Source organism: Haloglomus salinum, from assembly GCF_024298825.1.
Taxonomy (GTDB): Archaea; Halobacteriota; Halobacteria; order Halobacteriales; family Haloarculaceae; genus Haloglomus; species Haloglomus salinum.
Genome location: NZ_CP101153.1, coordinates 4,166,806 through 4,190,378 on the forward strand (window position 1 = coordinate 4,166,806; position 23,573 = coordinate 4,190,378).

General features: G+C 68.4%; 34 protein-coding genes and 1 tRNA gene. 13 read left to right on the plus strand and 22 right to left on the minus strand.

Annotated elements, in window-relative coordinates:
- Positions 1 to 168 precede the first annotated feature (168 nt).
- Together NL115_RS20395 and NL115_RS20400 are read left to right on the plus strand one after the other, a co-directional pair.
- The gene (locus tag NL115_RS20395) at positions 169 to 1,512 is read left to right on the plus strand and encodes a right-handed parallel beta-helix repeat-containing protein (RefSeq protein ID WP_254831153.1); all 1,344 of its coding nucleotides are present in this window, start codon (positions 169 to 171) and stop codon (positions 1,510 to 1,512) included.
- On the plus strand, positions 1,509 to 2,489 hold the full coding sequence (locus tag NL115_RS20400) for a hypothetical protein (RefSeq protein ID WP_254831154.1): 981 nt from the start codon (positions 1,509 to 1,511) through the stop codon (positions 2,487 to 2,489). Before NL115_RS20395 ends, NL115_RS20400 begins: the two co-directional genes overlap by 4 nt.
- A 24-nt stretch (positions 2,490 to 2,513) precedes the next feature.
- On the opposite strand, the gene NL115_RS20405 is transcribed toward NL115_RS20400, so the two are convergent.
- Entirely contained in the window at positions 2,514 to 2,972 is a 459-nt protein-coding gene (locus NL115_RS20405) for a DUF7992 family protein (protein ID WP_254831155.1), read from the minus strand.
- Between the two features lie 117 nt (positions 2,973 to 3,089).
- Here NL115_RS20405 and NL115_RS20410 point away from each other — a divergent pair, with 117 nt between their 5' ends.
- Both NL115_RS20410 and NL115_RS20415 read left to right on the plus strand, forming a co-directional pair.
- Positions 3,090 to 4,346 carry a glycosyltransferase family 87 protein gene (locus NL115_RS20410; protein ID WP_254831156.1) on the plus strand — a complete coding sequence of 419 codons (1,257 nt, stop codon included), beginning with the start codon at positions 3,090 to 3,092 and terminating at the stop codon, positions 4,344 to 4,346.
- Positions 4,347 to 4,375: 29 nt separating this feature from the next.
- Positions 4,376 to 4,792, plus strand: a complete 417-nt coding sequence (locus tag NL115_RS20415; RefSeq protein ID WP_254822724.1) for a DUF8146 domain-containing protein — start codon at positions 4,376 to 4,378, stop codon at positions 4,790 to 4,792.
- Between the two features lie 33 nt (positions 4,793 to 4,825).
- Here NL115_RS20415 and NL115_RS20420 read toward each other — a convergent pair whose 3' ends face one another.
- The 10 genes from NL115_RS20420 to NL115_RS20460 all read right to left on the minus strand — a co-directional run bounded on the left by NL115_RS20420 (position 4,826) and on the right by NL115_RS20460 (position 10,302).
- Positions 4,826 to 5,065, minus strand: coding sequence for a hypothetical protein (locus NL115_RS20420; RefSeq protein ID WP_254831157.1), 240 nt, complete (start codon positions 5,063 to 5,065; stop codon positions 4,826 to 4,828).
- 58 nt (positions 5,066 to 5,123) lie between these two features.
- Positions 5,124 to 6,170, minus strand: a complete 1,047-nt coding sequence (locus tag NL115_RS20425; RefSeq protein ID WP_254831158.1) for a hypothetical protein — start codon at positions 6,168 to 6,170, stop codon at positions 5,124 to 5,126.
- A 155-nt stretch (positions 6,171 to 6,325) separates the two neighbouring features.
- Positions 6,326 to 6,398: transfer RNA gene (locus NL115_RS20430), tRNA-Gln, on the minus strand.
- Between the two features lie 36 nt (positions 6,399 to 6,434).
- Positions 6,435 to 6,662, minus strand: a complete 228-nt coding sequence (locus tag NL115_RS20750) for an HNH endonuclease (protein ID WP_350355331.1) — start codon at positions 6,660 to 6,662, stop codon at positions 6,435 to 6,437.
- Entirely contained in the window at positions 6,644 to 7,201 is a 558-nt protein-coding gene (locus tag NL115_RS20435; RefSeq protein ID WP_254831159.1) for a hypothetical protein, read from the minus strand. The genes NL115_RS20750 and NL115_RS20435 overlap by 19 nt, the downstream gene beginning before the upstream one ends.
- Before the next feature lie 60 nt (positions 7,202 to 7,261).
- A complete protein-coding gene (locus NL115_RS20440; RefSeq protein WP_254831160.1) occupies positions 7,262 to 7,717 on the minus strand; it encodes a metal-dependent transcriptional regulator in 456 nt (151 codons plus the stop codon).
- Positions 7,714 to 8,199 carry a ferritin-like domain-containing protein gene (locus NL115_RS20445; RefSeq protein ID WP_254822730.1) on the minus strand — a complete coding sequence of 162 codons (486 nt, stop codon included), beginning with the start codon at positions 8,197 to 8,199 and terminating at the stop codon, positions 7,714 to 7,716. The genes NL115_RS20440 and NL115_RS20445 overlap by 4 nt, the downstream gene beginning before the upstream one ends.
- A 602-nt stretch (positions 8,200 to 8,801) precedes the next feature.
- Complete coding sequence (locus tag NL115_RS20450; protein ID WP_254831161.1) at positions 8,802 to 8,948, minus strand: rubrerythrin-like domain-containing protein; 147 nt, start codon at positions 8,946 to 8,948, stop codon at positions 8,802 to 8,804.
- 126 nt (positions 8,949 to 9,074) lie between these two features.
- Positions 9,075 to 9,626 (minus strand): class I SAM-dependent methyltransferase, encoded by a 552-nt coding sequence (locus NL115_RS20455; RefSeq protein WP_254831162.1) that lies wholly within the window; start codon positions 9,624 to 9,626, stop codon positions 9,075 to 9,077.
- A gap of 79 nt (positions 9,627 to 9,705) precedes the next feature.
- Positions 9,706 to 10,302: a YbhB/YbcL family Raf kinase inhibitor-like protein gene (locus NL115_RS20460; RefSeq protein ID WP_254831163.1), complete on the minus strand. Its 597-nt coding sequence runs from the start codon at positions 10,300 to 10,302 to the stop codon at positions 9,706 to 9,708.
- A 90-nt stretch (positions 10,303 to 10,392) separates the two neighbouring features.
- On the opposite strand from NL115_RS20460, the gene NL115_RS20465 reads away from it, so the two are divergent.
- Together NL115_RS20465 and cutA are read left to right on the plus strand one after the other, a co-directional pair.
- The gene (locus tag NL115_RS20465; RefSeq protein WP_254831164.1) at positions 10,393 to 10,581 is read left to right on the plus strand and encodes an HEWD family protein; all 189 of its coding nucleotides are present in this window, start codon (positions 10,393 to 10,395) and stop codon (positions 10,579 to 10,581) included.
- A 30-nt stretch (positions 10,582 to 10,611) separates the two neighbouring features.
- On the plus strand, positions 10,612 to 10,923 hold the full coding sequence (gene cutA / locus NL115_RS20470) for a divalent-cation tolerance protein CutA (protein WP_254831165.1): 312 nt from the start codon (positions 10,612 to 10,614) through the stop codon (positions 10,921 to 10,923).
- Between the two features lie 7 nt (positions 10,924 to 10,930).
- Here the strand turns inward: cutA and NL115_RS20475 are convergent, their stop codons facing one another.
- Positions 10,931 to 12,118: a DUF7973 family transport facilitator gene (locus NL115_RS20475; protein ID WP_254831166.1), complete on the minus strand. Its 1,188-nt coding sequence runs from the start codon at positions 12,116 to 12,118 to the stop codon at positions 10,931 to 10,933.
- Positions 12,119 to 12,219: 101 nt separating this feature from the next.
- Between NL115_RS20475 and NL115_RS20480 the strand changes: the two genes are divergently transcribed.
- Complete coding sequence (locus NL115_RS20480) at positions 12,220 to 12,396, plus strand: hypothetical protein (RefSeq protein ID WP_254831167.1); 177 nt, start codon at positions 12,220 to 12,222, stop codon at positions 12,394 to 12,396.
- A 192-nt stretch (positions 12,397 to 12,588) separates the two neighbouring features.
- On the opposite strand, the gene rpl12p is transcribed toward NL115_RS20480, so the two are convergent.
- The 6 genes from rpl12p to NL115_RS20510 form a co-directional block, all read right to left on the minus strand.
- Positions 12,589 to 12,951 carry a 50S ribosomal protein P1 gene (gene rpl12p, locus NL115_RS20485; RefSeq protein WP_254831168.1) on the minus strand — a complete coding sequence of 121 codons (363 nt, stop codon included), beginning with the start codon at positions 12,949 to 12,951 and terminating at the stop codon, positions 12,589 to 12,591.
- Positions 12,952 to 12,956: 5 nt separating this feature from the next.
- Positions 12,957 to 14,039 (minus strand): 50S ribosomal protein L10, encoded by a 1,083-nt coding sequence (locus NL115_RS20490; protein ID WP_254831169.1) that lies wholly within the window; start codon positions 14,037 to 14,039, stop codon positions 12,957 to 12,959.
- Entirely contained in the window at positions 14,039 to 14,680 is a 642-nt protein-coding gene (locus NL115_RS20495; protein WP_254831170.1) for a 50S ribosomal protein L1, read from the minus strand. The genes NL115_RS20490 and NL115_RS20495 overlap by 1 nt, the downstream gene beginning before the upstream one ends.
- 191 nt (positions 14,681 to 14,871) lie before the next feature.
- Positions 14,872 to 15,573 (minus strand): TMEM165/GDT1 family protein, encoded by a 702-nt coding sequence (locus NL115_RS20500; RefSeq protein WP_254831171.1) that lies wholly within the window; start codon positions 15,571 to 15,573, stop codon positions 14,872 to 14,874.
- Between the two features lie 221 nt (positions 15,574 to 15,794).
- Complete coding sequence (locus tag NL115_RS20505; RefSeq protein WP_254831172.1) at positions 15,795 to 16,283, minus strand: 50S ribosomal protein L11; 489 nt, start codon at positions 16,281 to 16,283, stop codon at positions 15,795 to 15,797.
- Positions 16,284 to 16,367: 84 nt separating this feature from the next.
- Positions 16,368 to 16,535, minus strand: coding sequence for a hypothetical protein (locus tag NL115_RS20510; protein WP_254831173.1), 168 nt, complete (start codon positions 16,533 to 16,535; stop codon positions 16,368 to 16,370).
- 155 nt (positions 16,536 to 16,690) lie between these two features.
- On the opposite strand from NL115_RS20510, the gene NL115_RS20515 reads away from it, so the two are divergent.
- A complete protein-coding gene (locus NL115_RS20515; RefSeq protein ID WP_254831174.1) occupies positions 16,691 to 17,803 on the plus strand; it encodes an OBG GTPase family GTP-binding protein in 1,113 nt (370 codons plus the stop codon).
- A gap of 138 nt (positions 17,804 to 17,941) precedes the next feature.
- Positions 17,942 to 19,105, plus strand: coding sequence for an NAD(P)/FAD-dependent oxidoreductase (locus NL115_RS20520; protein WP_254831175.1), 1,164 nt, complete (start codon positions 17,942 to 17,944; stop codon positions 19,103 to 19,105).
- Positions 19,106 to 19,128: 23 nt separating this feature from the next.
- Here NL115_RS20520 and NL115_RS20525 read toward each other — a convergent pair whose 3' ends face one another.
- Together NL115_RS20525 and NL115_RS20530 are read right to left on the minus strand one after the other, a co-directional pair.
- On the minus strand, positions 19,129 to 19,695 hold the full coding sequence (locus tag NL115_RS20525) for an Hsp20/alpha crystallin family protein (RefSeq protein WP_350355265.1): 567 nt from the start codon (positions 19,693 to 19,695) through the stop codon (positions 19,129 to 19,131).
- On the minus strand, positions 19,692 to 19,844 hold the full coding sequence (locus tag NL115_RS20530; protein ID WP_254822747.1) for a DUF7559 family protein: 153 nt from the start codon (positions 19,842 to 19,844) through the stop codon (positions 19,692 to 19,694). Before NL115_RS20530 ends, NL115_RS20525 begins: the two co-directional genes overlap by 4 nt.
- A 99-nt stretch (positions 19,845 to 19,943) precedes the next feature.
- On the opposite strand from NL115_RS20530, the gene NL115_RS20535 reads away from it, so the two are divergent.
- The 4 genes from NL115_RS20535 to NL115_RS20550 all read left to right on the plus strand — a co-directional run bounded on the left by NL115_RS20535 (position 19,944) and on the right by NL115_RS20550 (position 22,465).
- Entirely contained in the window at positions 19,944 to 20,855 is a 912-nt protein-coding gene (locus NL115_RS20535; protein ID WP_254831176.1) for a DUF429 domain-containing protein, read from the plus strand.
- A 161-nt stretch (positions 20,856 to 21,016) separates the two neighbouring features.
- The gene (locus NL115_RS20540) at positions 21,017 to 21,214 is read left to right on the plus strand and encodes a DUF5786 family protein (protein WP_254831177.1); all 198 of its coding nucleotides are present in this window, start codon (positions 21,017 to 21,019) and stop codon (positions 21,212 to 21,214) included.
- A 1-nt stretch (position 21,215) separates the two neighbouring features.
- Positions 21,216 to 21,794, plus strand: a complete 579-nt coding sequence (locus NL115_RS20545) for an endonuclease dU (protein ID WP_254831178.1) — start codon at positions 21,216 to 21,218, stop codon at positions 21,792 to 21,794.
- Positions 21,795 to 21,853: 59 nt separating this feature from the next.
- Positions 21,854 to 22,465 (plus strand): uracil-DNA glycosylase, encoded by a 612-nt coding sequence (locus NL115_RS20550; RefSeq protein ID WP_254831179.1) that lies wholly within the window; start codon positions 21,854 to 21,856, stop codon positions 22,463 to 22,465.
- Between the two features lie 20 nt (positions 22,466 to 22,485).
- Here the strand turns inward: NL115_RS20550 and NL115_RS20555 are convergent, their stop codons facing one another.
- A complete protein-coding gene (locus tag NL115_RS20555; protein ID WP_254831180.1) occupies positions 22,486 to 23,118 on the minus strand; it encodes a hypothetical protein in 633 nt (210 codons plus the stop codon).
- Between the two features lie 71 nt (positions 23,119 to 23,189).
- A complete protein-coding gene (locus tag NL115_RS20560; RefSeq protein ID WP_254831181.1) occupies positions 23,190 to 23,480 on the minus strand; it encodes a winged helix-turn-helix domain-containing protein in 291 nt (96 codons plus the stop codon).
- Between the last annotated feature and the right edge of the window lie 93 nt (positions 23,481 to 23,573).

Sequence of the window (23,573 nt, forward strand, 5' to 3'; positions counted from 1 at the left end):
AACGGCTCGTGGGAGGTCGTTCCCACGGCGTCTTCGAGCCCAGGGGAACGGGCTCTCGCTACTCCCCTTTCTGCCCCTGCTTCTCCGGTCCACTTACACGCTGGTAAGCGCCCCGGGTTAGTTGTCGGTTATCGAACAGTTATGGGTGGTGAGTAGCTCCCTACAGGTATGCAAGGCACGCCGCCGTCAGCAACTCGCCGATCGTTCCTCAAGACCACGGGGGTCCTCGGGGCCGTCGGGATGTACGGACAGCAAGCATCCGGGGCCACCGGGTCGTCCTCGGCATCGCTGGCAACCACCACCGCTACCAGTGAGGAGCCCCACGCCCGGGCCTGTGTGCTCGGGTCCGACCGAACGATTCTCGGTGGCGACATGATAGTGGGCCGTGACGGCTACGACACCATCCAGTCGGCCTGGAACGACGCCCACGACGGTGACACGGTCTACGTCCACTCCTCGTACGACGCCGAGGCGTCGGGCGAGGCGTTCCCCATCGTCCTCGACTACAGCGAGAAAGAGGTCATGGTCTCGGGCGGGCATCCCTCGGGGTCCGTCGTGGACGCGAGCCACGCCAGCGAGGACATCTTCCACGTCGAGGGCGTCGCGCAGTACGACTACCGGAACCACCCGATGCTCCAGAACCTGAAGCTGGTGGGGGGGAACGTCGGCCTGCGTATCAAGGGGGCGCCACACAACCTCTTCCAGAACCTCGTCGTCTACGACACGGGGAGCCACGGCATCACGCTGGAGGAGGGAACCGGTCCCGACGGCGACTCGCTGGGTTCGTTCGGGAATACGTTTCTGAACTGTCAGGTCTGGAACGCCGGCGGCGACGGCTTCCGCGAGTTCACGGCCGCGAGCCCACACGCCACGAACTACGCCTACTGCAAGGCGATGGCGTGTCAGGGCGTCGGCTTCCGGCTCCGCGGCTTCATGACCAAGGTGCAGGGTGGCGACGCGGAGTTGAACCACAGTTACGGGTTCGACATCCGGAGCGGGCAGGGAATCCACCTGAGCAACGTCTACATCGAGGGGAACGCCCGCGACGAGGACTACCCGCTGGAGGTGTACGGGAAGAACGCACACGGCCTCGTCATCGAGGGCTGCTACCTGCACGGCATCAACCCGCGCACCACGACGCACTCCTACGACTGGGTGCAACGGGCCATCAACGTCCACGACTCCCGGCACGTGGTGGTCCAGAACTGCACGATGCGTCGGTACGGCGACGGCGGTATCGCGCTGTTCGGGTGCGCTGACGCCGACGTCCACATCCCGTCGCACAACTGCTCCGAGGTCGAGCTGCTGGCGAAGGACCCCATCGCGAACGGCTGCACCCGGGTGCGAAGTGACGGTGTCATCCTCCCGCAGGACCTCGCGCCGGTCGAGGGCAGCTTCGAAGGGGACCAGGGGTACCACGTCGACGGGAGCGACATCTCGCCGGCCGTCTGGTACAACGGGGAGTGGCACGTCGCCGCAACCCAGACCCTGAGCGAGGCGACCACGCAATGACCCGTCCCGACGAGTCGACGCCGGCCGAAGCCGACGCCGACGGCACGGAAGGCGGCACGCTGGCGCGGTACGCGGGCGTGGTGGCGACGGCCGTACTGGGTGGCTGTTCGTTCGTCGCCGACCAGGCCGCCCCGCTGGACCGTGAATCGGTCGGCGCCGAGGACGGACAGTTCTCGAATCGGATGGGACAGCCGGGCGGCACGAGTCCAGCACCCACCGAGACGGCGACCGGGACGACATCCCCCAGCCCGACGAGTACCGCGTCCCCGACGCGGACCGCCTCGCCCGAGCGAACCGACACGCAGGTGTCCCCGGACGGCTGGGGCGACCACGCGACCCCGGAGCCAACCGGCGAGTCACCGACCCCGACGGAGACGGCACGGCCGGCACCGAAGACGGACTCGACGTACGGTGGCGCCGGGGGCGGGAGCAGTAGCGGGGGCAGTGGCGGGAACGGTGGCGGGAGTTCTGGTGGAAGCTACGGCGGGAGCGCAGCTGCTGGTGGCGGCAGCAGTGGCACCGGTGGCGGGAGCACGGCCGTCGCCCCCTCGACGACCACGCCCCGACCGACGACGACCGAGACAGCGACCCAGACACCGACACCAGCCGGCCCGCCGACACCGACGGCCCGGACTCCGTTCGAGACGGTGAGCGAGAGCCCGTCCGAATCGCTGACGGGGACGGTCGTCGTCTCGGACCGGGAGACGGGGTACCTCTGCCGGGTCGACACCGGAACCGCCGTCTCCATGGCCTTCGCGGGCGAGGCGGTCGACGGCGGGTCGGTGAACTGGTATCTGGGTGATGCCAGCGCGCTGGCGTCCTACTGGGACGGCAGCGAAGAGAGCCTGTTCGCCTCGTTCCACGGATGGTCAGCGTTCGACTTCGGGCCGTTCACCACGGGCAACGGGGCGACCGCGCTGCTGGTCGAGCCAGTCGACGACCCCGTGACGCTCTCGTACGCCATCACGGTCCAGTGACACGCACCGGTCCGTATCCGCCGCTCAGTCGAAGTCGGGCAGGTCCTCGGGCGGCTCGTAGTCGGCCTCCCAGTCGATGTACTCCTCCTTCAGCACCTCGCAGACCACCTGCCCGAGTTCCGTGAGCCCGGCGTTGATGGCCGAGACGGTGCCCCACGAGTCGAGGTCGGGGTGGAGGTCGCGGACCTTCCAGTCTTCGGGGAGGCCGGGCGCGTGGTACCCGACGCGGTCGGCGAAGTCGTCCCAGAAGAAGTCGAAGCGCGAGGGCAACTCGAGGTCGAGCGCGATCTCCCAGTCGGCCGCGTCCATCTGCGCGGTCTCGGTCCACTCCGCGAACGCCTCGTCCCAGGCCCCCTCCTCGAGGAACGTCTGGAGCTCGTCGCGGCGGTAGTCGTCGCCCTGCACCTCGGCGTCGTCGTACTCGTCCGGGTCGAGGTTCGGCTCCAGTTCTGGCGGCGCCGGCGGCTCGACGTCCAGTCCCATGCGTGCGGGTTGCACGTGGTGGGCGATAAACCCGCGGGCACCGGCGGGACAGCGGAGAGCGGCGTGGGTCGACCGGGGACCGGCAGCGCGAAGTGCCACGCCCGTCACCGGCCGGTCGTGCCCCGTGATTCGCCGGACCCCGGCGCCCGGGTCGTCCTCGCGCTCGGGACGGTGTTCGGCCTCGCCTCGCTCGTCCGGACCGCCGTCGTGACACCCGGCGAGGTCGCGCTGAACTTCCAGGTTTACTACGGGACTGCCGAGGCGTTCCTGGCCGGGGGGGCGCTGTACGGCCAGTCGCCGGTCGGAGTCGACTGGCTGGTCTACCTCTACCCGCCGCTCACCGTTCTCGCGTTCGTCCCGTTCACGCTGTTGCCGCTGGGGGCGGCGTACGCCGTCTTCACCGCGCTCTCGGTGGCCGGCGGGCTGGCGCTTGCGTGGCTGCTCGTCCGGGCTGTCGAGCGACACGGCCAGTCGCTCGGGCGTGTCGACCGAATGCTCGTGGCTGGCTTCGTCGTCTGTGGCATCTACACGGTGCCGTCGCTGGTGTTCGGGCAGGTGAACCTGCTGCTCGCGCTGGCCGTCGCCGTCGGATTCGTCGCGCTGGCGTCCGGTCGGGACGACTTCGCGGGGAGCGCACTGGGGCTGGCGGCGTTCGTGAAGGTGTTTCCGGCCGGATTCGGGCTGTGGCTCGTTCGTCGGCGGGCGTGGCGCGCGGTGGGAGCGGCGGTCGCGACGGGGGGCGGACTGCTCGCTGCGGGCCTCGTCCTCGGGCCGGAGGTGACGGTCGCGTACGTGACGGAGGCACTCTTGCCGCGAACCGCCCGGGGAGCGTTCACCGGGGGGCTGGGACCGAACGCGACCTTCCTGACGGTTCGACGGCCGCTGTCGCTGCTGTTCCCGGATTCACCGGTGGCGCGAACGGTGGGGGCGGTCGCGCTGCTGGCACCGGTCGTCGCAGTCGGGTGCTGGCGGGTCGACACGACGCGCCGGCGACTGGTCGCCACGTTCACTATCGTCGCCGGCATCCTGCTGGCGCTTCCCTCGTATCCCATCTACTACGTCGTCCTCGCGTATCCGCTGGTCCCGCTGCTCTACCTGTTCGAGGGGCCGGGGCGGCGGCTGTTCACGGTCGGCGCCGCGCTGGCGATGGCGACGGTGTACCTGAACGACGTTCGTGCCGGCCTGACAGCACTCGGACTACCGGCGCCGATGCACGATGCGCTCCTGTCGGTGCTGACGCCGCTCCTGACCGTCGGGACGGTGCCGCTCTACGGGTTCACGCTCTGTCTCGCCGGCTGCCTGCGGTATCAGGTGGCCGGGGGGCGGGACGACCCCGCAGCCACGCGCGGCAGACGCGCGTCTGACGAACGTTGAAGTAGGAAGAGCGACGAAACATTGGCACGATGGGCAACAAGAACAAGACCATCTCCTTCAGGGTCAACGAGGAGTCGTTCGAGGCCCTGCAGAGCATCGCCGAGGAGCGCGACATCTCGCTCTCGGCGGTCTTCCGTGACTACGTCGAGATGCTCGTTGCCCACGACGGACAGGTCCAGGTCGTGCCCGAGCACCAGCTCGACGACTCGACCACCTCGCCCGCCGAATCCTTCCCGCCGAAGGTCGAGGTCCCCAAGTCGTTCGTCCGCGAGCACGAGCGCCTCGAACTGGAGTCCGAGCACCTCCGTGAACAGCTCGACGAGTACAAGAAGTACGTCACGAAGCTCTCCCAGCGCCTCGAGGAGGAGGAGAACGAGGAGGTCATCCACCTCGAGGACCTCGACGACGGCGAGGAGGAAGAGGAGCCGTCGTTCCGGCTGGGTTGAACGCGACCCCCGGGCCCGAGCCGTTCTGCGATATCACTCGGTAGCCGTCTCCGTCTCGGCGTCGTCGCCGCCCGAGCTGGTGGTCCGCGCCCGGACGAGCGCCACCAGGTACGCCGCCACGACGATGGCAAGCGCCGCCGCCGCGGCCGCGAGGAAGGGGTTCTCGGTGGCGAGCCACGTACCGCCTGCGAGGTACGGGTAGAGCAGGAGCACGAGGATGTACCACTGGCGGCGTTCGATACGGTCGAGCTTCTCGTGGAGGGCGTCGTCCATATGCGAGGGCTGTCCGGCGTCGCCTCTATAAGTCTTCCCGGCAGTGACAGGGCCCCAGCTACCACTCGGGCGGGTACTCGCGGTCCGGAAGCGGCGGCTCCGCACCTACCCACTCTGCCCGGCCGGCGGACGATTCGAGCGTCACCGGCGCATCGCCGTCGAGGGTGTAGGTGAGCGTCACGTCGGCCAGCGAGCAGTGGGCGTTGTAGCGCAGCGACTCGTCGGGCGCCATGTAGGAGACGGTCTGCCACTTCACGTCCTCGGGGGCGCGCACCGTGACGCGCAGGTCGACGCCCTCGCCGCTGCCGGAGAACCGCCAGAATCCCGGCTCGTCGTGTTCCGTGGTGTTCGATTTCGGGCCGACGACGTGTTTCAGCCGGTTGAGCGCGTGGACCTCGCCGTCCCGGCGCAGGCAGATGGAGAGCGTCCCCTCGATGTCGAGCGCCTCCAGCACGACCGAGCGGTCCTCGAAGTCGTTGCACTGGATCCAGGTCCACGAGTCCGGCGGCGAGGAGCCGAGCGTGTGCCCCTGATGGCCGGGCGCGTCCTCGAACTCGATGGTACGGTCACCGACGGTCACCTCGCCGTCCATCCGGACGGCCTCGTTGGCGCTCCAGTGCTTGCCCGTGCCGACGGTCTTCGCCAGCGCGTTCGTCAGGCGCTCGCTCCGCAGCGGCGTGAACGAGTATGGGTCGGGGTCGTACGAGAGGTCCCAGGATACCTCGCCGCCCTCGTGGCCGGGGTCGCCGTGGTCGGCGTCCTCGCCGTCACCGTCCGCGTCGAGCGGAATCGAGCCGACCGCCGACGCAGACGTGAGTTCGTCGTCGTCGATGGTCAGCGAGAACGAGGGCGTGCCGCGTGCGCGGACCTGCTCGAACGGGACCGACCGGGTGACGAACACGGAGCGGTCGGGGTCCTCCCGGTCGGTCAGCGCGGCCCACAGTCGGCCCTCCTGCCGGCCGCCCTCCGTCGACAGCAGCGTGTACCGGTACCAGAACGCGACCGAGTCGTCGGTCGGACTCACCAGCGAGTACCACACCTCCCGCCCCGGCTCCCCGACCGGCAGCGGCCAGTCGAGTACGGGCTCGTTGTCCTCGGGTGCCATGGGCTACGTCACCGGGCACCAGCGAATAAGGGTGGTGAAAGCGGGAACGGTCTCTACCTCCATTCGATACGGCCCGCTGCAGATTTTATTCCCAGCACCAGGCACAGATATAATACGGACATATCTTTGGATATAAAGCACGTATAATCGAAATGTAGCCCTGAGCGGATTCGAACCGCTGTCAGAAGCTCCAAAGGCTTCTATGATTGGCCACTACACCACAGGGCTTCGCGTTAATGTTTCCGGGTTCTGCTAAAATAGGTCTTACTCAAACGCTCCAGTCTCGGGGACGGGGACCGTGCCGTGTTCGACCTTCTTGTGGCACGAAGGGCACAGCGTGATGAGATTATCTAACTCCTGTGCATCGTTGTAGTTGTCGAACTCCCGGATCGGCGTGATGTGATGAACGTCCGGGTTCCGACCGATTTCCGACTCGTCCGCACCGCACCGTTGGCACTCGTAATCGTCCCGTGTCAGTGCTTTCCGGCGCAGAGCGTGCCAATCGCCGACATACGAAGTTCCAGCGTCTCAACCGCCCCACGCGGGGTGGTCCTCTCTCCGCCAATTCTCTGACATCCAGTTGTTCTGACACTCGTTGCAACAGAATCGTCCTCCCCGTAGACGGCATCGCACTCCAAGACAGTGAACTCAGTCCCGCAGTAGTCACACTCCCGTTCCAGACGTTCCACGTCCCTGAGTTCGTACGAAGGCGTTCCGACGAAGGTGTTCATCTCATCCACACACGTTGGGGCAGTAGACCCCTCCTTGTCCGAGGGATAGAACTCGAACGCCGCTTCGCACCGCTCACAGGTAGTCGTCTCCTTCGCGTCTTTCCAGTTGCCGTTGTGTTCACCGGCTTCCGGATTGCAATCGTCACAGAACGCCAGCCTCGCCTTCTCGTCGTAGAACTCCGTCCCACATCCCTTGCACGTCCGGTTCGGGAGTGACTCGTCGTGGACCTTCGTGTGATGCTGGCGCATCCCCCGCTCGGCCGTCAACTCCTTCTCACAGGTCGGACATCGGTGACCCATAGATTCGGGTCGCTCGGAATCGGATTTAAAATCAGCCAGGCGGAGTGAAAGTGGAACGAATCAGTCCGCCGCCTCGGACTCGACCTCGCGGTCGATATCGAGGTCGGAGACGAGGTGACAGCAGACGTCGAGTTCGGCGTCGAAGCAGTCCGGGCACGCGGGGTCCCGGTCGATGATGGTGTCGAGGCGGTCGCCGACCGTTTCGTCGATGACCGACTCCAGCTGGCGGGCCTCGGCGCGGAACTCCTCGACCTCCAGCACCTCGACGAGGAAGCGCTCGATGATGCAGTAGGTCTGGAGCGCGTCGCGGGCCCGTTTGATGCCCTCGTCGGTGAGGTCGACGCCCTTGTACTTTTCGTGGTCGGCGAGGCCAGCAGCCTCGAGCTTGCCGATCATCTCGTTGGCCGAGGCCGGCGAGACATCGAGCGCGTCCGCGACCTTCCCCGTCGAGGCGGGGCCGTCCTCCTGCTCCTGGACCAGGTAGATCGCCTTGAGATACTGGTTCTGTGTGTTCATGCGCGGGCCTCCATCAGTCGGGTGACCTCCTCGACGCCCTCGGCCTCGTCCTCGCGGATGCCCCGGAGCGTCTCGAGCAGTCGGTCGCGGTCGACGCTGAACCGGACGTCCGAGCCCTCGATGGCGGTGATGAGGTCGTCGTAGAACTTGTAGGCGGTCTCCTCGCTGGCGAGCTGGTCGTAGAGGACGCCGTCGGTGTCCGTGTCGGACTCGTAGCGGGCCGCGACCAGCTGTTCGATCTCCTCGTAGGCGACCGGGTCGCCCTCGAGCTCGTCGACGAGCGACTCCAGTTCGGTACGGTGGCCGGCGGACTCCTCGGCGGCCTCCTCGAGGAGCGCCTCCAGCTCTGCATCACGTTCGTCGTCGTCGAGCGACTCGAAGTGCTTGTGTGCGCGCGCCTCGACGACCTCCTCCAGCACCATTCCGATCTGGAGGAGCCGGGCGAGCTGGTGGTCGGAGGCGACCGGGTACGAGAGGCTCACGCGCTCCCACCGCGCGGGCGCGCCTGTACTGACATACCGTCCTGTCGGGTATCCGCGGACTTAAGCGGTTCCCTCGGCGGGTTCGTGCCCTCGGCAGAATAGCGGGTGGGCGGAACCGGAATCGTACGGCGCAGTGCTGGCGCTCGACGGGTGGAATCGGAAGAAGCCGGAGCCGGCACGGATAGGACCCGGACGGGAGACGTTTTCCACGGCCCGTACGGCACGTCCGTCGGCACGGACACGTTAGCCGGGCTCGCACCGGCCTGCCCAGATGAGCTTTCGTCGGACTCGCACCGACCGTTGTGCTCGTGTCGTCGGTTTCACGAACGTCGCTCACACGACGTCCGCTACTTTGCCTTCGCGTCCGGCCATCCGGATGGCCGGATGGTGGGCCGCTGTGGTTCTCCTTCGAGGCGTTCTCCTCGTGACCCTGTTACAGGACCTTCGGTGGTTGCCCCCAACTCGACCTCGCTGATCGCTTCGGTCGAGTCGTCCGGTGTGTCCCCGTGGACTCCGGCAGCAATCCGTATCGAGGGGCGCCGAGGACATAAGCATTTTGGTAGGCGGTACCATACCCCACGATTGGCCAGTCGGTGCCGTTCTCACTCCCGCGCGACGGCGATGTTCCGGACGGGCCCACGACACTCCGGACAGGCGTCCTGATGGCCGTCGACGACGACGCGACAGCCACAGTCGTAGCACTCGTAGGTCGCTTCGCGTGGGGTGTACGGGTCGGTGAAGTGACTCACAACCACATTTCGCACACACTGCAGTAAATCGTTACCCTATAATTCCACTCTAGCCGCTATATACCCTTAATCAACAGTTTGTTTCGGCATATTATTGGACAAACATCCAGTGAAGTCGCCAACCAGTCACTCCAGCACTGCGCGAAGCACGAACGTCTCCCGGCGTTCCCTGGCCCGCTCGACGGTGAACCCCGCGTCTTCGAACGCCGAAACCGCGTCCGCGACACCGAACCGCTCGCTCCGTGGTGGGCCCGACTCGCCTTCACCCTCGGCAGACCAGTCCGCGATGCCGACCAGCCCTCCCGGGCGGACGACGCGGGCGAGTTCCGTCAGCGCCGCGGCGGAGGCGAACTCGTGGTAGGTCATCGTCGAGAACGCGCGGTCCAGCGCGCCGTCCGCGAACGGGAGGTCCTCGACCCCGGCGGTGACGAAGCGGACGTTGTCGGGGGTACCCTCCTCGCGGTAGAAGTCGTGCATCTCGTCCTGCACGTCGACGGCGTGGATGGTTTCGGCGTACGGTGCCACGTCGTCGGTGTAGAAGCCGGTCCCGCTGCCGAGGTCGGCCACCTCACCCTCGGGGTCGAACAGGGCCAGCAGTTCGTCGACGGAGACGTACTCGTACCGGCCAGGGTCCTCGAGCGCGTCCGCCCGCTCCGCGTCGTACGTGTGGAATCCCATACTCGGCGTTCGGGCGCTACCGGCATAACGACAGTGTCGCGGTGGCGAGAATCACCGCGGGAACGAAGCCGACGGGGGCTCACCGTCCGCGGGCGGTCCCAGTGACCTCGTCGGGACGCGCGTAGTAGCCGACGTAGCGAACACTCGAGAGTACGGTCCCTTCGAGTGCCTCCTCGAACCGCTCCTGATTCGCCCCACCCGGGAGGTCGAGCGGTCGCCGCAGGGCGTAGACCCGGAACCGATACTCCTCGGCACCCAGCGTCGGTGGAGGGCAGACCGGGAGGTACCCGACCTCGCCGATGCCGTTCACACCCTGTCGGGCGCCCCCGAGTTCGGAGATCGTCTCCGAGTCCGGAAGCCCTCCCGGAATCTCGCCACGCTCGGGCGGGACGTTCCAGAGCAGCCAGTGGTCGAAGTTCTGTGCGAGGCTGTTGGGGTAGCGACAGGTCAGCGCGACCGCCTCCGTCGGCTCGGGGAGGCCGCCGAACGTGAACGGTGGGGACCGCCCGGCCCCGTCACACGTGTACTCGCGAGGGATGGTGCCGCCGTCGTCGAAGGCGGGTGAACTGACGGCCAGTCCATCCGGAGTCGGTGGCTCCCCCCCGATGGTGATACAGCCCGCGATGCCGGTGGTCGCCGCGCCTCCCAGCGTCGCCAGCAGCGCGCGCCGCTCCATGGCTATGTTACGTGGGAGCGCGGGAAGCACCTTGCGTTCCGCACGCGTCCCGCCGCGGGATTGAAGCCCCCCAGCGTCCTCCAGTCAGCCATGGTCGAAATCACGCCACCCACGGAGCGCTCCTGCGAGCGATGCGGCCGGATGGACATCTGGGACGAAGAGCAGGGCAAGTGGACCATCCAGGTCGAGGACGGGGAGCGCCTCGTCGGCGACCGGCACTGCATCCACGAGTGGGATATCAACGGCCACTACAGCCCCATCACGAACACCGAAGCCTGATTCTTTACGGCCCCGATTCAACGGGCGTCCATGCCGACCGCCTACATCACCGCACCGGAAGAGGCCGCGGCCGACCTCGCACGGACGCTCGTCGAGGAGCGCCTCGCGGCCTGCGTCAACCGCGTGGCCTGTGACTCGACCTACCGCTGGGAGGGGGAGGTCGTCACCGACGAGGAGGTCATCCTGCTGGCGAAGACGACCGACGAGGGATACCCCGCGCTCGCGGCTCGCGTGGCGGAGCTACATCCGTACGACGTACCGTGTATCGAGCGCTTCGAGGAGGCCGACACGGCCGACGCGTTCGCGGGCTGGCGGTCCGAGTCAGTGTCCGTGAAGGACTGAGAACCCCTCAGAGCCCCGGCACCGGAATCAGCGACTGTTCGAGGACCCCCAGGGCATCGAACAGGGCGATGAGGAACGAGGTCAGGAGGAGGGCCGCGAACGGCGGGTCGAGATGGGTGTCCGCGTGGGCGTACAGCACCCGCCCGCAGAGCTCTCCGATACCTCCCGCGAGGAGCCCCATCGCGCCCCCACCGACGAGGGCCAGCCACAGCGGTACGGCGGCCCGGAGCCCCGCCACCGGCGCGCCACCCCCCGACGCGCCGGGGGCCAGTGCGGCAACCAACAGCCCCGCCGGGAGCGCCATGTGGTAGGTGACGGGGACCCGGTCGACGCCGAGGAGGACGGCGAGCAGCGAGGCCGCGGCGAGTCCGAACCCGAGGAACGGGTTGGCGGTGAGCCAGGTCAGGCCCGCACTGACCGCGCCGACCCCCACACCGACAGCGGGGAGGGAGACGTACGGTCGGTCGTACTGCGCTGGACGCCACGGTTCGACGAGGAATCGTGGCGGTGGCGGCTTGGCCCCGGGTGCCTCGGCGCCGCCCGCGTCCGCGTCGTCGACGACCGGCTCCCGGCGTACCCCACGCTCGAACGGGGAGATGTCGAGGCGGCCCGCCGGAGCCGCGCCCAGGAGCGGGTAGCCGAAGGCGATGCGGTGGAGCAGCGCCGAGGCGACCACGGCGAAGGCCACCGGGTCGACGGGCAATCCGAGTCCGGAGGCGAGGCCGAACAGGAGGAGGCCGACCACGCCGAACGCACCCCCGGCGAGCAGCGCCCCCGGCGTCGCACCCAGTGGCTTCGTGATCTGCTTGGCGGCGTGGTAGTCGAACCTCGCCCCGAGGCGGTCGTGGCGGGCGGCGTACGCGGCCGCGGCCGCGCCCCCCGCGAACGCGACGTGGGGAGCGAGACCGACACCGACGAGACCGGGGACGCCGTACACGCCCCCTGCAACGGGGGCGGCGGCACCGCGGACGAACCGGAGCGTCTCGCTCGCGACGACGGCAAAGCCGGTCACGGCGAGCGACGGCAGCGCCCCGACGGCTGCGCCGGCGGCCCCGCCCGCGAACGCGACGGCCACCAGCAGCAACGCCGTCGTCAGGTCGACCATCCGGCCGACACCTCCGTCGCCGTGCAGCGTGGCATCACCCGTCGGTGTGCCCACCACCTGCAAAGCGTTGTCCATCTCGGTCGTGGCCACCGGCCCCACCCCTGGACCGCCGACGCCCGGTTCACGTCCTGCGGTTTCACTTTCACTCAGGGTGGCTGGCGTTCATACCCGTCGCATCCCTGGGTTCGTGTATGTCGATAGATACCGTCCGCGTGCGCACCGACACCACCAGCACGCCGCGCCCCGACCGCCGCCGGTTCGAGGTGAGCGAGCGATCCCCCGCGGAGATCGTCGAGTACGCCAGCGACACGGTGGACGACTGCTACCTCGAACGGAAGGGCGGCCGGACGTTCCTCGTCGCGGACTGAGAGGGGCACCAGACGGCCGAGGGAGTGGCCCTCGTTTTCCGGATTCCCCGATCATCAGCCAGTCGTACCGGAACTAGTCGGCGGATACTATTGCCCGGCTTCGAACCTGCCCGCTGTTGGGGAGCGGTGCGTACCGCCGTGGCTGCCGCTGGCGGCTGGTGTCGAAAGAAGTGGTGCGTGGTCGGAGCCGGTTCAGCCGAACAGCTCGCCGAGGCCCTCACCGTCGGCCTCGTCGTCATCGTCGTCGCCGCCCTCGTCGGCCTCGGCTTCCTCGGCCTCGTCGCCGCCCTCGTCGCCACCTTCGTCAGCCTCGGCCTCCTCGGCCTCGGCACCGCCCGCGGCACCACCAGCGGCGCCGCCGGCACCGCCGGCGGGCACCGCGGCGGCCCCCTGGACGGCCTCCTCGATGTCGACGTCCTCCAGCGCGGCCACGAGGGCCTTGACGCGGGACTCCTCGACGTCAGCACCGGCGGCCTCGAGGACGCCGGTCAGGTTGTCTTCGTTGATCTCTTCGCCCGTCTCGTTCAGGATGAGTGCTGCGTAAACGTATTCCATTGTTGTCAGAACATCGCACCGAGTGCTTCGCCACCGTCGTCACCGTCGTCATCGTCGTCGGTGTCGTCGGCGTCGGCCTCGGCGTCTTCGGTCTGGTCGTCCGCCTGTTCCTCCTCGCCTGCGTCCGCGGTGGCGTCCGTCTCGGCGCCAGCGTCACCCGCGGGCTCGGGGGCCGTTCCCCGGAGCTCCTCGGGCAGCGCCTCCTCGTCGTCGATGACAGCCGCGAGCGACCGGAGCTGCGAGTCCGCCCGTGCGACGAGGTCCTCGGCCACGTCGGGCGACTCGATGGCCGCCTCGATGGCCAGCGAGCGCGCCTCGTTCGAGGCCTTGCCCAGCATGCTGGGTGCCGTCCGTGCGGTCGGGTAGCCAGCGTTGATGGACAGGTTCTGCCCGCGAGCGGCCGCAGTCTCGATGTCGGCCTGGTACTCCTCGACGTCGATGTCGAGGTCCTCGGGGTCGAACATGACGCCGTCGGAGACGACGCCACGCAGGTCGAGCCCGACCTCCTTGGGCTCGATACCGAGCTCGCTCAGGACGTTGGACAGCTCCGTACTGACCTCCTCGCCCGTCTCGAGGACGGTCGAGTCGGACATGACCTGGATGGAGCCCTCCTGGATGCGCGCGTCCGCGCCGACCTGCTGGAGCTCGCCCACGAACGGACCGGGGTCGATGCCCGTGTCACCCTCGGGGATGACGATGTCGTTGGGCGCGACCTCACCAGCGTTGATGGGCGCGGGCGTCTTCGACTCTTCGAGCTGTTTGTACAGGCCGAACGGGTTGTCGTTGGTCCCGATGAGCCCGACCTGTCCGGAGACGAACTCCGTCAGGTCCTCGAGCCCCTCGTCGACCTCCTCCAGTGCCCGGACGAGCAGGGTGTTACGGGAGACACGCAGTTCGGCGGTCCCGTACAGTTCCCGACGCATGTCCTGGAGCTGTCGCGAGGGAATCCCCGCGATGTCGACGACGCCGACGCTCTCGTAGGACTCGATGGTCTCGACGAGGTCGTCGACCTCCTCCTGCTTCCATTCGGGGATGTGCTCGGTCTTCCGCTCGGCGGCCGCCTGGGCCTCGGCTTCGTCGGCGCTCATCAGATGGGCACCTCCATCGCCGGCCCCATGGTAGTCTTGACGAAGATGCGGTCGATGTTCTGGGGCCCCTTCTCGAGGTCCGCAGTCATCCGCCGCACGATGACGTCGATGTTGTCCGCGATCTCGTCCGCGGACATGTCCTCGGCGCCGACACGGGTGTGGAAGGTCCGTCGGTCGCGCGAGCGGACCTGTACCGTGTTCTTCATGCGGTTGACGGTCTCGACCACGTCCTCGTCCGGACCGAGGGGGGTCGGCATCTTCCCGCGCGGGCCGAGCACCGTCCCGAGGTAGCGACCGATGTCCTGCATCATCGCCTGCTCGGCGATGAAGAAGTCGGTCTCCTCGGCGAGGTCCTTCGCCTGGTCGTCGTCGTCACCGAGGTCCTCCAGGTCGTCGCCACCGAGTACCTGGTCGGCAACATCCTCGGCGCGCAGGGCGGTCTCACCCTCCGCGAACACGACAATACTAGTCTCCTGACCCGTGCCCGACGGGAGCACGATGCTCTCGTCGATACGATTGCTCGGGTCGTCTAGGTCGATGTCGCGCAGATTGATGGCGAGGTCCACGGTCTCGCGGAAGTTCCGCGGGGGGGCCTCCTCCATCGCTTGCGCGACTGCGTTCTCTATATCCTGATCTGCCATCGTTCACCTCCGTAGTGCGCCGTAGGGCTACTACGGTGTGAAACAGGGTCCGACGGACGCCTGTCTCGTCGGAACCACGATGATGGGACAGTTAAGTGCGTCGAAGCGAGGAGGCCTCGTGACGCACTGACGCGGTCGAGGGGACCCGAGACGGGCCCACGGGCATCCCGCGGACAGCCCATGGGGCCGTCTCAGATGGGGAGGAACCCGCCCCCGAGCAGGTACTGCGCGGCCGTATCCGCGGCGAACAGGAAGAACAGCCCCGCCGACACGGCATAGATGTACCGCCGTCGTTCGACGGTGAACAGGTGCGAGAGGTGGTGGGAGACGAGTGCTGTCGTCAGACTGACGGGGATGATGACCAGCATCTCACCGACCCAGATGGCCGGATGCGCCCCGTACTGGACCGCTAGCCCGATGGTGACGAGCTGGGTCTTGTCACCGAACTCGCCGAACGCGCTGATGGTGAACGCCGGCACGAACCCCCGATACCCCTCGGGGACCCGCTGGGTGATGGTGTCGGTTCCTGGCCCCGGCAGGGAGCTGTCACCCTCCGAGGTCACACCACCGCTCCCGCCGCCGTCCGTCGCGACTCCATCGGCATCGCCGGTATCGAGTTGTAGTGCGGTGTACGTGAGGATGGCCCCGAACAGGAGGAACAGTCCGCCGGTGATGGTATCGAGGTAGACGGCCGGCAGCGCCCCACGGAGCGCCTCGCCGAAGGCAATCTCGAGGGCGGTCCAGCCCGCGAACGCGGTGCCCGCGCCCGCGACGACGATGTAGGGGTTGTACTTCGTGGAGAGCCCGGCGATTATCATCTGGACCTTCTCGCCGGGAAGGGCGAGCAACTGGAGCGTCGCGGCAGCCACGAGAACCTCCAGCCAGCCAGCCATCGCTCAGCACCTCACCGGGCAGCTCATCGGTGTCCACGTGCGCATCGACTAGACGTGTCTAACCGGAGGCCGTGGCGACTGAAAAGTAGTTCGGGCCACGCCTCGAACAGGTGCGGGAGCCGGGAACGTCGATCGAAGGCGGCGGCGAGAACAGGTCGCCACGCTATCGCATCGCTCGCGAACACGTCGCACCTCTCGCGTTCGTCCCGGTCACCGGCTGCTTATGCAGCAGCCCCCTCAGCAAAGATGTCGTCGTACTCGCCGTCGTCGATCTTCTCCTTGAAGTCGCGGGGGTTCTCGCCCTCGATGGTGACGCCCAGCGAGGTGCAGGTGCCCGCGACCTCCTTGGCCGCGCCCTTCGCGTCGTAGGCGAGCAGGTCGGGGAGCTTCTGCTCGGCGACCTTCTTCAGCTGCTCGACGGACATGTCCGCGACGAAGTTCTCCTGGGGTTCGCCACTGCCCGTCTCGAACCCGAGCTCGTCCTTGATGAGCGCCGCCGTCGGCGGAACACCCACGTCGATGGAGAACGAGCCATCGTCCTCGTACTCGACAGTGACGGGGACTTCGGTCCCGTCGAACGCCTCGGTCTGTTCGTTAATCTCGTTGACGACCGCCTGCACGTCCACCGGGGTCGGCCCGAGTTCGGGGCCGAGCGGCGGGCCAGGGTTGGCCTGCCCCCCGGGAACGAGGACTTCGATAGTTCCAGCCATACGTGTGTGCACCGACGCGGCGGGTTTAAGCGTTATTTCTTCGCCCCGTCCGTGTGGCCACGGTCCAGCGTGCTTCGTGGCCGGTCACGGTCGGACGTTCACCAGCACGATGCCGACGATGCAGGTGGCAGCGACGAGGAGGCCGACCTGCTCAAGCCCCGTGTCGAAGGCGTACGCGAGGACGGTGTGAAGCAGACCGACGAAGGCGATACCGCCGAGGAGGAGACTGAGCGCGAGCGCCCGCTTGTCCATACCGACAGGAATCGCCGCGGCAGCATAACGGCCGCGGAAGCGGCCGAGGGCGCGCTGGTGGTCCCATCCCGCGACAGCGGTCGACCCCTGTACGACTGTCGCATCCGGGGTCCGAACGGGAACGCCTTTGAGTCCGCGTGGCCGACACGGGAGTAATGGGCCTGGAAGAGGAGATCGAGGCGATCGAGGAGGAGATCGCCGAGACGCCGTACAACAAGTCCACGGAGGCCCACATCGGGCGGCTGAAGTCGAAGCTGGCGAAGAAGAAGGAGAAACTCGAACAGCAGTCCGGCTCCGGCGGCGGTGGCGGCTACGCCGTCGAGAAGACCGGCGACGCGACGGTCGCGCTGGTCGGGTTCCCGTCGGTCGGCAAGTCGACGCTGCTGAACGCGCTCACCAACGCCGACAGCGAGGTCGGCTCCTACGAGTTCACCACGCTCGACGTCAACCCGGGGATGCTCAAGTACCGCGGCGCCAACATCCAGCTGATGGACGTGCCGGGGCTCATCGAGGGCGCCGCGTCCGGGCGCGGCGGCGGCCGCGAGGTCCTCTCGGTCGTCCGGACCGCCGACCTCGTCCTGTTCGTCCTCTCCGTCTTCGAAATCGACCAGTACGAGCGCCTCAGCGAGGAGCTCTACAAGAACAAGGTCCGCCTCGATACGGAGCCGGCCTCCGTCTCCATCACCAAGACCGGGCGCGGCGGCATCAAGCTCACCACGTCCGACAAGGTGAGCCTCGACGACGAGACCATCGAGGGCGTCCTCCGGGAGTACGACTACATCAACGCCGACTGCACCATCCGCGAGGACCTCACCATCGACGAGTTGGTCGACGCGCTGCAGGACAACCGCGTCTACCTCCCCTCGCGCGTGGCCGTCAACAAGACCGACCTCATCGAGCCGGACTACAAGGACCAGGTCGATGCGGACCTGCGCGAGCACGGCATCGACCCCGAGAACGCCGTCTTCATCAGCGCGGAGGCCGAGAAGGGCCTCGGCGCCCTGAAGGAGGCCATCTGGGAGTCGCTCGGGCTCATCCGCATCTACATGAACAAACCCGGACGCGGCACCGACTACGAGGAGCCGCTTATCCTCACCGAGGACGCCAACACTGTCGACGACGCGCTCGACCGCCTCGGCGGCTCCTTCGACGAGCGGTTCAAGTTCGCCCGCGTCTCGGGCGAGTCCGCCAAGCACGACGAACAGCAGGTCGGCCGCGACCACGAACTCGCCGACGAGGACGTCCTGCGCATCGTCGCGCGGAAGTAGTCACCCCCTCTCCCGTTCCGCTCCCGGGTGGCACGTCTCGCCCGGAACGACGCGCTCACCGGACCGACACCACGGACGACAGTAACACGGCCACCACGCCGTCGGTGAACTGAAGCCGCTCGGCCGCGGCTCGTACGTATGGACGAGCGACGGGTCGCGGTCGTCGGCGCCGGTGCGGTCGGCACGACGGCTGCCCACGACCTCGCCGACCGCGGCCGTGCGGTGACGCTGTACGAGGCCGAGACGGTGGCCGCGGGTGCGAGCGGCCGCGCAGCCGGTATCTGTTACGACGCCTTCGCCGAGGATATCGACGCCGCGGTCGCCGACCGGGCGCTCTCCCGGTTCCGCACCCTCGACGCCGACCCGTCGTTCGACTGGTCGTTCACGCCGCGCCCGTACGTGTGGCTCGCCCGCGACGGTGACGCTCGCCGCGCAGCCGCCATCAGCGAGCAGGTGCCGCGGATGCAGGCACACGGCCGACGGGTCGAGTTGCTCGACGGGGATGACCTCGCCACCGAGTTCCCAGCGCTCCGGGCCGACATCGCGGTCGCCGCCGTCGCCCGCGACGCCGGGTCCGCCGACCCCGGCGCCTACACGGACGCGATGGCCGAGCGGGCCGTGGCTGCGGGCGTCACGCTCCGCGAGGAGACGCCAGTCGAGTTGCGTGCCGGCGACGAACACCCACACGTCGTCACGGCCGACGGGTCGACGACCTACGAGACGGTCGTCGTGGCGGCGGGCGCACACACGGCGCGCCTGCTGGGCGACGCCGGCCTGCCGATACCGGTCAAGCCGTACCGCGTGCAGGCGGCAATCACGGAGTCGACACCGCTGGCCGAGCGGTCGCCCCAGCTCTACGACGCGACGGGCGGCTACTACTGTCGCCCCCGCGGCGACGGACTCCTCGTGGGCGACGGGACCGAGCCGGTGGAGCGCGACCCGGACGACTGGGACCGGGACGCGGACGACTGGTTCCGGGCCGACTGCATCGAGCACCTTCGAGCGGCGTTCGGCGGGTCGACAGCCGACGGGGACAACGCTGCCGTGCCGGAACTCGACCGCGCGTGGGCCGGCCTCTGCACCGCGACACCCGACGGGAACCCACTGCTGGGCGAACGCGCGCCCGGCGTGGTCGTGGCTACGGGGTGGCAGGGCCACGGCTTCATGCGCGCGCCGGCGCTGGGCGAGCGTGTCGCTCGCGGGGTCTGCGACGGCGAGTGGCTCGACCCGTTCGACCCGGCGCGGTTCGACGGCGACGAGTCGTTCGATATCGTCGAGGGGATGGTCGTCGAGGAATCGTGAACGGGGGCGCCGCGCGAGGGGCGCTACTCGTCGATATCGGGGTCGTCGGGAGACGCGGCGTCGTCGTCTTCGTCGCCCGCGTCGATCTCGACCGGGTCGTTCTCGCGCTTGGGGACGAGGATGCGGACGGTCCCGTTCTCGGTGAGCGTCGCCTCGGCGGCGTCGACGTCGACGCCGGCGTCCTCCGGGAGCGCGACCTCGCCGGACAGCGAGAGCCCGCGGCCGGGGACGTGGGTCTCGAAGCCCTCCTGGAACTCGCGGAAGCGGTCGATGCGGACCGCGACGACGTTGCCCTCGTAGCGGACCTGCACGTCCGCTCCCTCGGCACCGGGCGCGTCGAAGACGACGAGGTAGGCATCGTCTGACTCCAGCAGGTCGGCCGCGAGCGGACGACGCTCCTGAACGCGAGCCGAGGCGCGCCCGATGCCGTCGAGGACCGCCTCCCCGACGGACTCCCCGACCTCGCGGAGCGACGGCAGGTCGATGCCGGAGCCGGAATCCGAGCCCGAGTCGGCCGTCTCGAACTCCTCGTCGAACGCCTCCTCGAACGATTCGTCGAAGTCGTCGTCGAAGTCGTCGGCGTCGCTCACGCGTGGATCGCCTCCACCTCGCCACCGCAGTAGGGGCAGCTGAACGCCTCGGCACCCGTCCCGTCTGGCATGTTGTAGGTGTAATGGAGTTCCGCCATGTCGAGGTCACAGCCGTCGTCCGCACACTTGATTTCGAGCGTCTTCGGCATACCCACCCGTAGGCCCGCGCAACGTATCAAACTCCCGGGCGGGGCAATCCACGGCACACGAGCGACGGGTTCTCGGTGGCCGCGGCCCCAGCCAACCCTGTGCGCGTCCACGGCGTCGACTTCAGCGGGAGCGCGGAACCGGGCGACGACATCTGGCTCGTCTCCGGGTGGTGCCCCGGAGCCGAGGGGCGGACTGCGTCCGGGAGTGCGCGGGAAGGGAGCAGTGCTCCGGGGGCAGGCGACGACATCGACCTCCGGGTGACCGACGCCCGCCCGGCGAGCGAGGCGTTCGGCGTCACGGCCCGGGAGCCGGTCCTGCGTCACCTCCGCGAGTTCGTCACCGGTGCGGCCCCGGACGCCACGCCGACACAGGTCACGGGTCTGGACTGTTCGTTCGGGCTACCACGACCGGTGCTCCCCAGCGAGGACACCGCGAGCGACGACTGGCGGGCCACGCTTGACTGGGTCCACGAGACGTTCGCGAGTGACGACGGCCGGTCGTTCCAGTCGGCGTTGAAGGAGCGCGCCCGGGCGAGGGACGCCGAGGGTGTCGAACTGAAGCGTTCCACGGACGGGCCGACCGGCGCCTCCTCACCGTACTCGTTCATCACGCGCTACCAGACGCTCCACGGCCTGCGCGACGTGCTCCGCCCCCTCGTGGAGCGGGGTGCCGTCGCCATCCCGCCGATGGTCCCCCGAGACGGCGAGCGTCCGTCGCTCGTGGAGGTGTACCCGGCCGGCACCCTGCGCGACCAGGGGCTCCCCGACCGGAAGTACAAGGACGACCGCACGTATCCCGAGGCCCCGGCACGGCGCGAGCGCATCCTCGACGGCCTGCTCGACCGTGGCGTGCGACTCGAGGGCGTTCCCCGAGAGCGCCTGCTGGCCGACTCGGGCGGCGACGCGCTCGACGCGCTCGTCGGCGCGGTCGCCGTGGCACGGAACGCACGCACGGGGTTCGCGACAGCGCCGGAGCGCTACGACCCGGTCGAGGGGTACATCTACGTTTGATATCCTCCCCACGCTGAAGCGCGGGGCTTTCTCCTCGGTCCTCCGTAACCGCCCTCGAACCGGTCCGACGGCGGGCGTGGGAGATTCCCCGCTCGCATAACAGTGACGACCCATGACCGGCGCACCATTTATCACGAACAATTCACTAGAGTCGCCTGGACATGGGCTTCGGGAGCTACGACGAGTCGGAACAGGAGAACCAGGAGATAGACACCGACTTCGAGGACGAGGAGGGGATGAACACGGCCGAACACGACCACCGCGGCGACGTGGAGTACGAGTTCGGCGACACGGACCGCGACGAGTTGCTGAACAAGCTCGAGGAGATCAAGGACCAGAAGAGCGAGCAGGGGTCCTGAGGTGAACCAGGGGGTCCGGGCGCTGGGGGTCGCCGAGTCGACCGGCGGCGGCCGCCGTGCGACCGTCGCGGGAAGCGTCGTCCGCGCGGACCGCACCTTCGACGACCTCGTTCTCGACTCGTGGACGGTCGGGGGCACGGACGCCACCGACACCGTCATCGACTGCTGGGAACACCTCGACCGCGAGGACGTTCGCTACCTGCTGGTGGCGGGCATCGCGCCCGCCTGGTTCAACGTACTCGACCTGCGGGCCATCCACGACGCCACGGAGCGCCCGGTCCTCTCGGTCTCGTTCGAGGCCAGCGAGGGGCTGGAACCCGCGCTCCGGGACGCGTTCGGCGACGACCCCGAGGCGCTGGAGGTCCGGCTGGCAACGTACGACCGCCAACCGCCGCGCGAGCGCGTGGAGGTGAACGGGGAGACCTGCTTCGTCCGGGCGGTCGGCTGCGAGGCCGCGGAGGCCCGCGAGGTCATCGACGCGTTCACGCCAGAGGGCGGGCGTCCGGAACCCGTTCGCGTGGCGCGGCTCTGTGCCCGCGGGGGCGACGACTTCCGCCACCGGCTGCCCGACGGCGACTGACCCCGGTCCGTCCCGCCGCGACCGCGGGGGCTTAGTGACGGCCGCGAGTCCGTCACCCCATGAGCGGATCGCCCCCCGGAGAGATGGAGGGACTCGAGGTGACCGACTGTGAGGCGTGCACGGAGCTGTGCGAGTCGCGCTCGCGCATCGTCAACGGCGTCGGGCCCGCTGACGCGGACCTGGTGTTCGTCGGCGAGGCACCGGGCGCCAACGAGGACGAGCAGGGCGAGCCGTTCGTCGGCCGCTCGGGCGACGTGCTGACGGAGGCACTCCGCGACCGCGGACTGGCGCGTCGTGACATCCGCATCACCAACTGCGTGCGCTGTCGCCCGCCGGACAACCGCGACCCGAGGAGCGACGAACTTGCCAACTGCAAGGGGTATCTCGCGGCGGAGCTGGAGCGGGTCGACCCCGAACTGGTCGTGACGCTGGGCAAGGTCCCCGCCCAGCACCTGCTCGAACGGTCCGTGGCGGTGACGAAGGAGGCCGGGACCGTCCACGACGCACGCGTCGGGGAGGGGAGCTATCGTATCCTGCTCTGTGTCCACCCGGCCGCGACGCTGTACGACCGGAGTCAGGAGAGCACGTTCGCGGACGCGCTGGACGAGGCGGTGGCGCTGGCGGGGCTTGACGGGAACGGCGGGGGGCAATCACGGCTCGGGGAGTTCTGAGCCGGTCAGGTAGCCCGGAGTCAGTTCGCCCGGGTGACGACGACGCGGATGTGGCTGCCGGTGCTCGTCTGACCCCTGCTGGGAGACCGACTCTCCCCCCGGAGAACGTAGCTCGACGGGTCGATGTCCTCCCCACCCACCGTGACCTCCACGTTGTACTCGGGGTCGGAGTCCTCGTAGGTCGTCCCCTGGAAGGTGATGGAGTCGTCGGTCACGCCGATGCCGACCGTGTCCATCGCGTACTTGAGGCTGACGCCCTCGCCGTGAACGTGCCAGATGCGTCCGTTCCCGCCCTCGAAGTGCCAGTAGTCGTCCCGCAGCTGGTACTGGTCCGTCGAGAAGTCGGGACTCTGACCCAGTACGGACACGTTGATGGTCCCGTGGCCGTGGACCCCTCCGAGGTTGTGGGGCGTGGTCGCGCCGCTGGAGCCCGCGAAGAAGACGAGATAGCCGATGATGGCGGCGGCGAACACGACGATGGCCCCGAGGGCGATGGGGCCAGCGGCGTCTGACAGGGTGCTCTCGTCGTTGCCCTCCAGACCGACCCGTCGCCGGTCGATAGGTCCTAGCTCCCCCTCGTGTTCCGCTTTCAGATGTTTGTGGTAGGCCTTCTCGTTCCCGAAGGACTCCGCACAGTAGTCACAGTCCGGCATTCGTTGCCGCCCGTTCGCTGCCGACCGATTCAAGCGTTACGGTGGTGTGTGCGCCGGACGAGGCCGATTCCTCAGTCGATCCGGAGCTCGTAGCGCTTCTCGCGTGCATCCCGGAGCGAGAACGACTCGGTGACGACGCCGGCCTCCCCCAGTCGCCCGACGGCGTACCGGACGGTCCGGGGCGGGAGCCGGGTCTCCTCGGCGATCTCGGTTCCGCTCAGCGTGCCCTCGTGCTCCAGGACGCGGGCCACCAGCTTCGCACTCGCCGGGAGGTCGGCGACGGTCTCCCAGTCGGGGGCGCGCTCGGCACCGGCCCCGGGGTCGCTCCGCTCGTCCACCGCCAGCGCGTCGGTTCGAGCCATGGACGGTCCTTCAGGCGCACCCACAATAATAATTTCGAGATGTAAAATAACTCTGAGGAATAACGGCGGCAGCAGGTGGCTATCCCCTGAAGG

What these genes read in the sequence shown, in the direction of transcription:
- NL115_RS20460 (WP_254831163.1), bottom strand. Translation starts at nt 10,302, where the DNA reads ATGGAGCGGCGCGCGCTGCTGGCGACGCTGGGAGGCGCGGCGACCACC.
- NL115_RS20550 (WP_254831179.1), top strand. Translation starts at nt 21,854, where the DNA reads ATGAGCGGATCGCCCCCCGGAGAGATGGAGGGACTCGAGGTGACCGAC.
- NL115_RS20490 (WP_254831169.1), bottom strand. Translation starts at nt 14,039, where the DNA reads ATGAGCGCCGACGAAGCCGAGGCCCAGGCGGCCGCCGAGCGGAAGACC.
- NL115_RS20395 (WP_254831153.1), top strand. Translation starts at nt 169, where the DNA reads ATGCAAGGCACGCCGCCGTCAGCAACTCGCCGATCGTTCCTCAAGACC.
- NL115_RS20440 (WP_254831160.1), bottom strand. Translation starts at nt 7,717, where the DNA reads ATGAACACACAGAACCAGTATCTCAAGGCGATCTACCTGGTCCAGGAG.
- NL115_RS20415 (WP_254822724.1), top strand. Translation starts at nt 4,376, where the DNA reads ATGGGCAACAAGAACAAGACCATCTCCTTCAGGGTCAACGAGGAGTCG.
- NL115_RS20425 (WP_254831158.1), bottom strand. Translation starts at nt 6,170, where the DNA reads ATGGCACCCGAGGACAACGAGCCCGTACTCGACTGGCCGCTGCCGGTC.
- rpl12p (WP_254831168.1), bottom strand. Translation starts at nt 12,951, where the DNA reads ATGGAATACGTTTACGCAGCACTCATCCTGAACGAGACGGGCGAAGAG.
- NL115_RS20500 (WP_254831171.1), bottom strand. Translation starts at nt 15,573, where the DNA reads ATGGCTGGCTGGCTGGAGGTTCTCGTGGCTGCCGCGACGCTCCAGTTG.
- NL115_RS20480 (WP_254831167.1), top strand. Translation starts at nt 12,220, where the DNA reads ATGTCGATAGATACCGTCCGCGTGCGCACCGACACCACCAGCACGCCG.
- cutA (WP_254831165.1), top strand. Translation starts at nt 10,612, where the DNA reads ATGCCGACCGCCTACATCACCGCACCGGAAGAGGCCGCGGCCGACCTC.
- NL115_RS20435 (WP_254831159.1), bottom strand. Translation starts at nt 7,201, where the DNA reads ATGGGTCACCGATGTCCGACCTGTGAGAAGGAGTTGACGGCCGAGCGG.
- NL115_RS20540 (WP_254831177.1), top strand. Translation starts at nt 21,017, where the DNA reads ATGGGCTTCGGGAGCTACGACGAGTCGGAACAGGAGAACCAGGAGATA.
- NL115_RS20420 (WP_254831157.1), bottom strand. Translation starts at nt 5,065, where the DNA reads ATGGACGACGCCCTCCACGAGAAGCTCGACCGTATCGAACGCCGCCAG.
- NL115_RS20530 (WP_254822747.1), bottom strand. Translation starts at nt 19,844, where the DNA reads ATGCCGAAGACGCTCGAAATCAAGTGTGCGGACGACGGCTGTGACCTC.
- NL115_RS20505 (WP_254831172.1), bottom strand. Translation starts at nt 16,283, where the DNA reads ATGGCTGGAACTATCGAAGTCCTCGTTCCCGGGGGGCAGGCCAACCCT.
- NL115_RS20465 (WP_254831164.1), top strand. Translation starts at nt 10,393, where the DNA reads ATGGTCGAAATCACGCCACCCACGGAGCGCTCCTGCGAGCGATGCGGC.
- NL115_RS20560 (WP_254831181.1), bottom strand. Translation starts at nt 23,480, where the DNA reads ATGGCTCGAACCGACGCGCTGGCGGTGGACGAGCGGAGCGACCCCGGG.
- NL115_RS20455 (WP_254831162.1), bottom strand. Translation starts at nt 9,626, where the DNA reads ATGGGATTCCACACGTACGACGCGGAGCGGGCGGACGCGCTCGAGGAC.
- NL115_RS20515 (WP_254831174.1), top strand. Translation starts at nt 16,691, where the DNA reads ATGGGCCTGGAAGAGGAGATCGAGGCGATCGAGGAGGAGATCGCCGAG.
- NL115_RS20400 (WP_254831154.1), top strand. Translation starts at nt 1,509, where the DNA reads ATGACCCGTCCCGACGAGTCGACGCCGGCCGAAGCCGACGCCGACGGC.
- NL115_RS20510 (WP_254831173.1), bottom strand. Translation starts at nt 16,535, where the DNA reads ATGGACAAGCGGGCGCTCGCGCTCAGTCTCCTCCTCGGCGGTATCGCC.
- NL115_RS20405 (WP_254831155.1), bottom strand. Translation starts at nt 2,972, where the DNA reads ATGGGACTGGACGTCGAGCCGCCGGCGCCGCCAGAACTGGAGCCGAAC.
- NL115_RS20520 (WP_254831175.1), top strand. Translation starts at nt 17,942, where the DNA reads ATGGACGAGCGACGGGTCGCGGTCGTCGGCGCCGGTGCGGTCGGCACG.
- NL115_RS20555 (WP_254831180.1), bottom strand. Translation starts at nt 23,118, where the DNA reads ATGCCGGACTGTGACTACTGTGCGGAGTCCTTCGGGAACGAGAAGGCC.
- NL115_RS20495 (WP_254831170.1), bottom strand. Translation starts at nt 14,680, where the DNA reads ATGGCAGATCAGGATATAGAGAACGCAGTCGCGCAAGCGATGGAGGAG.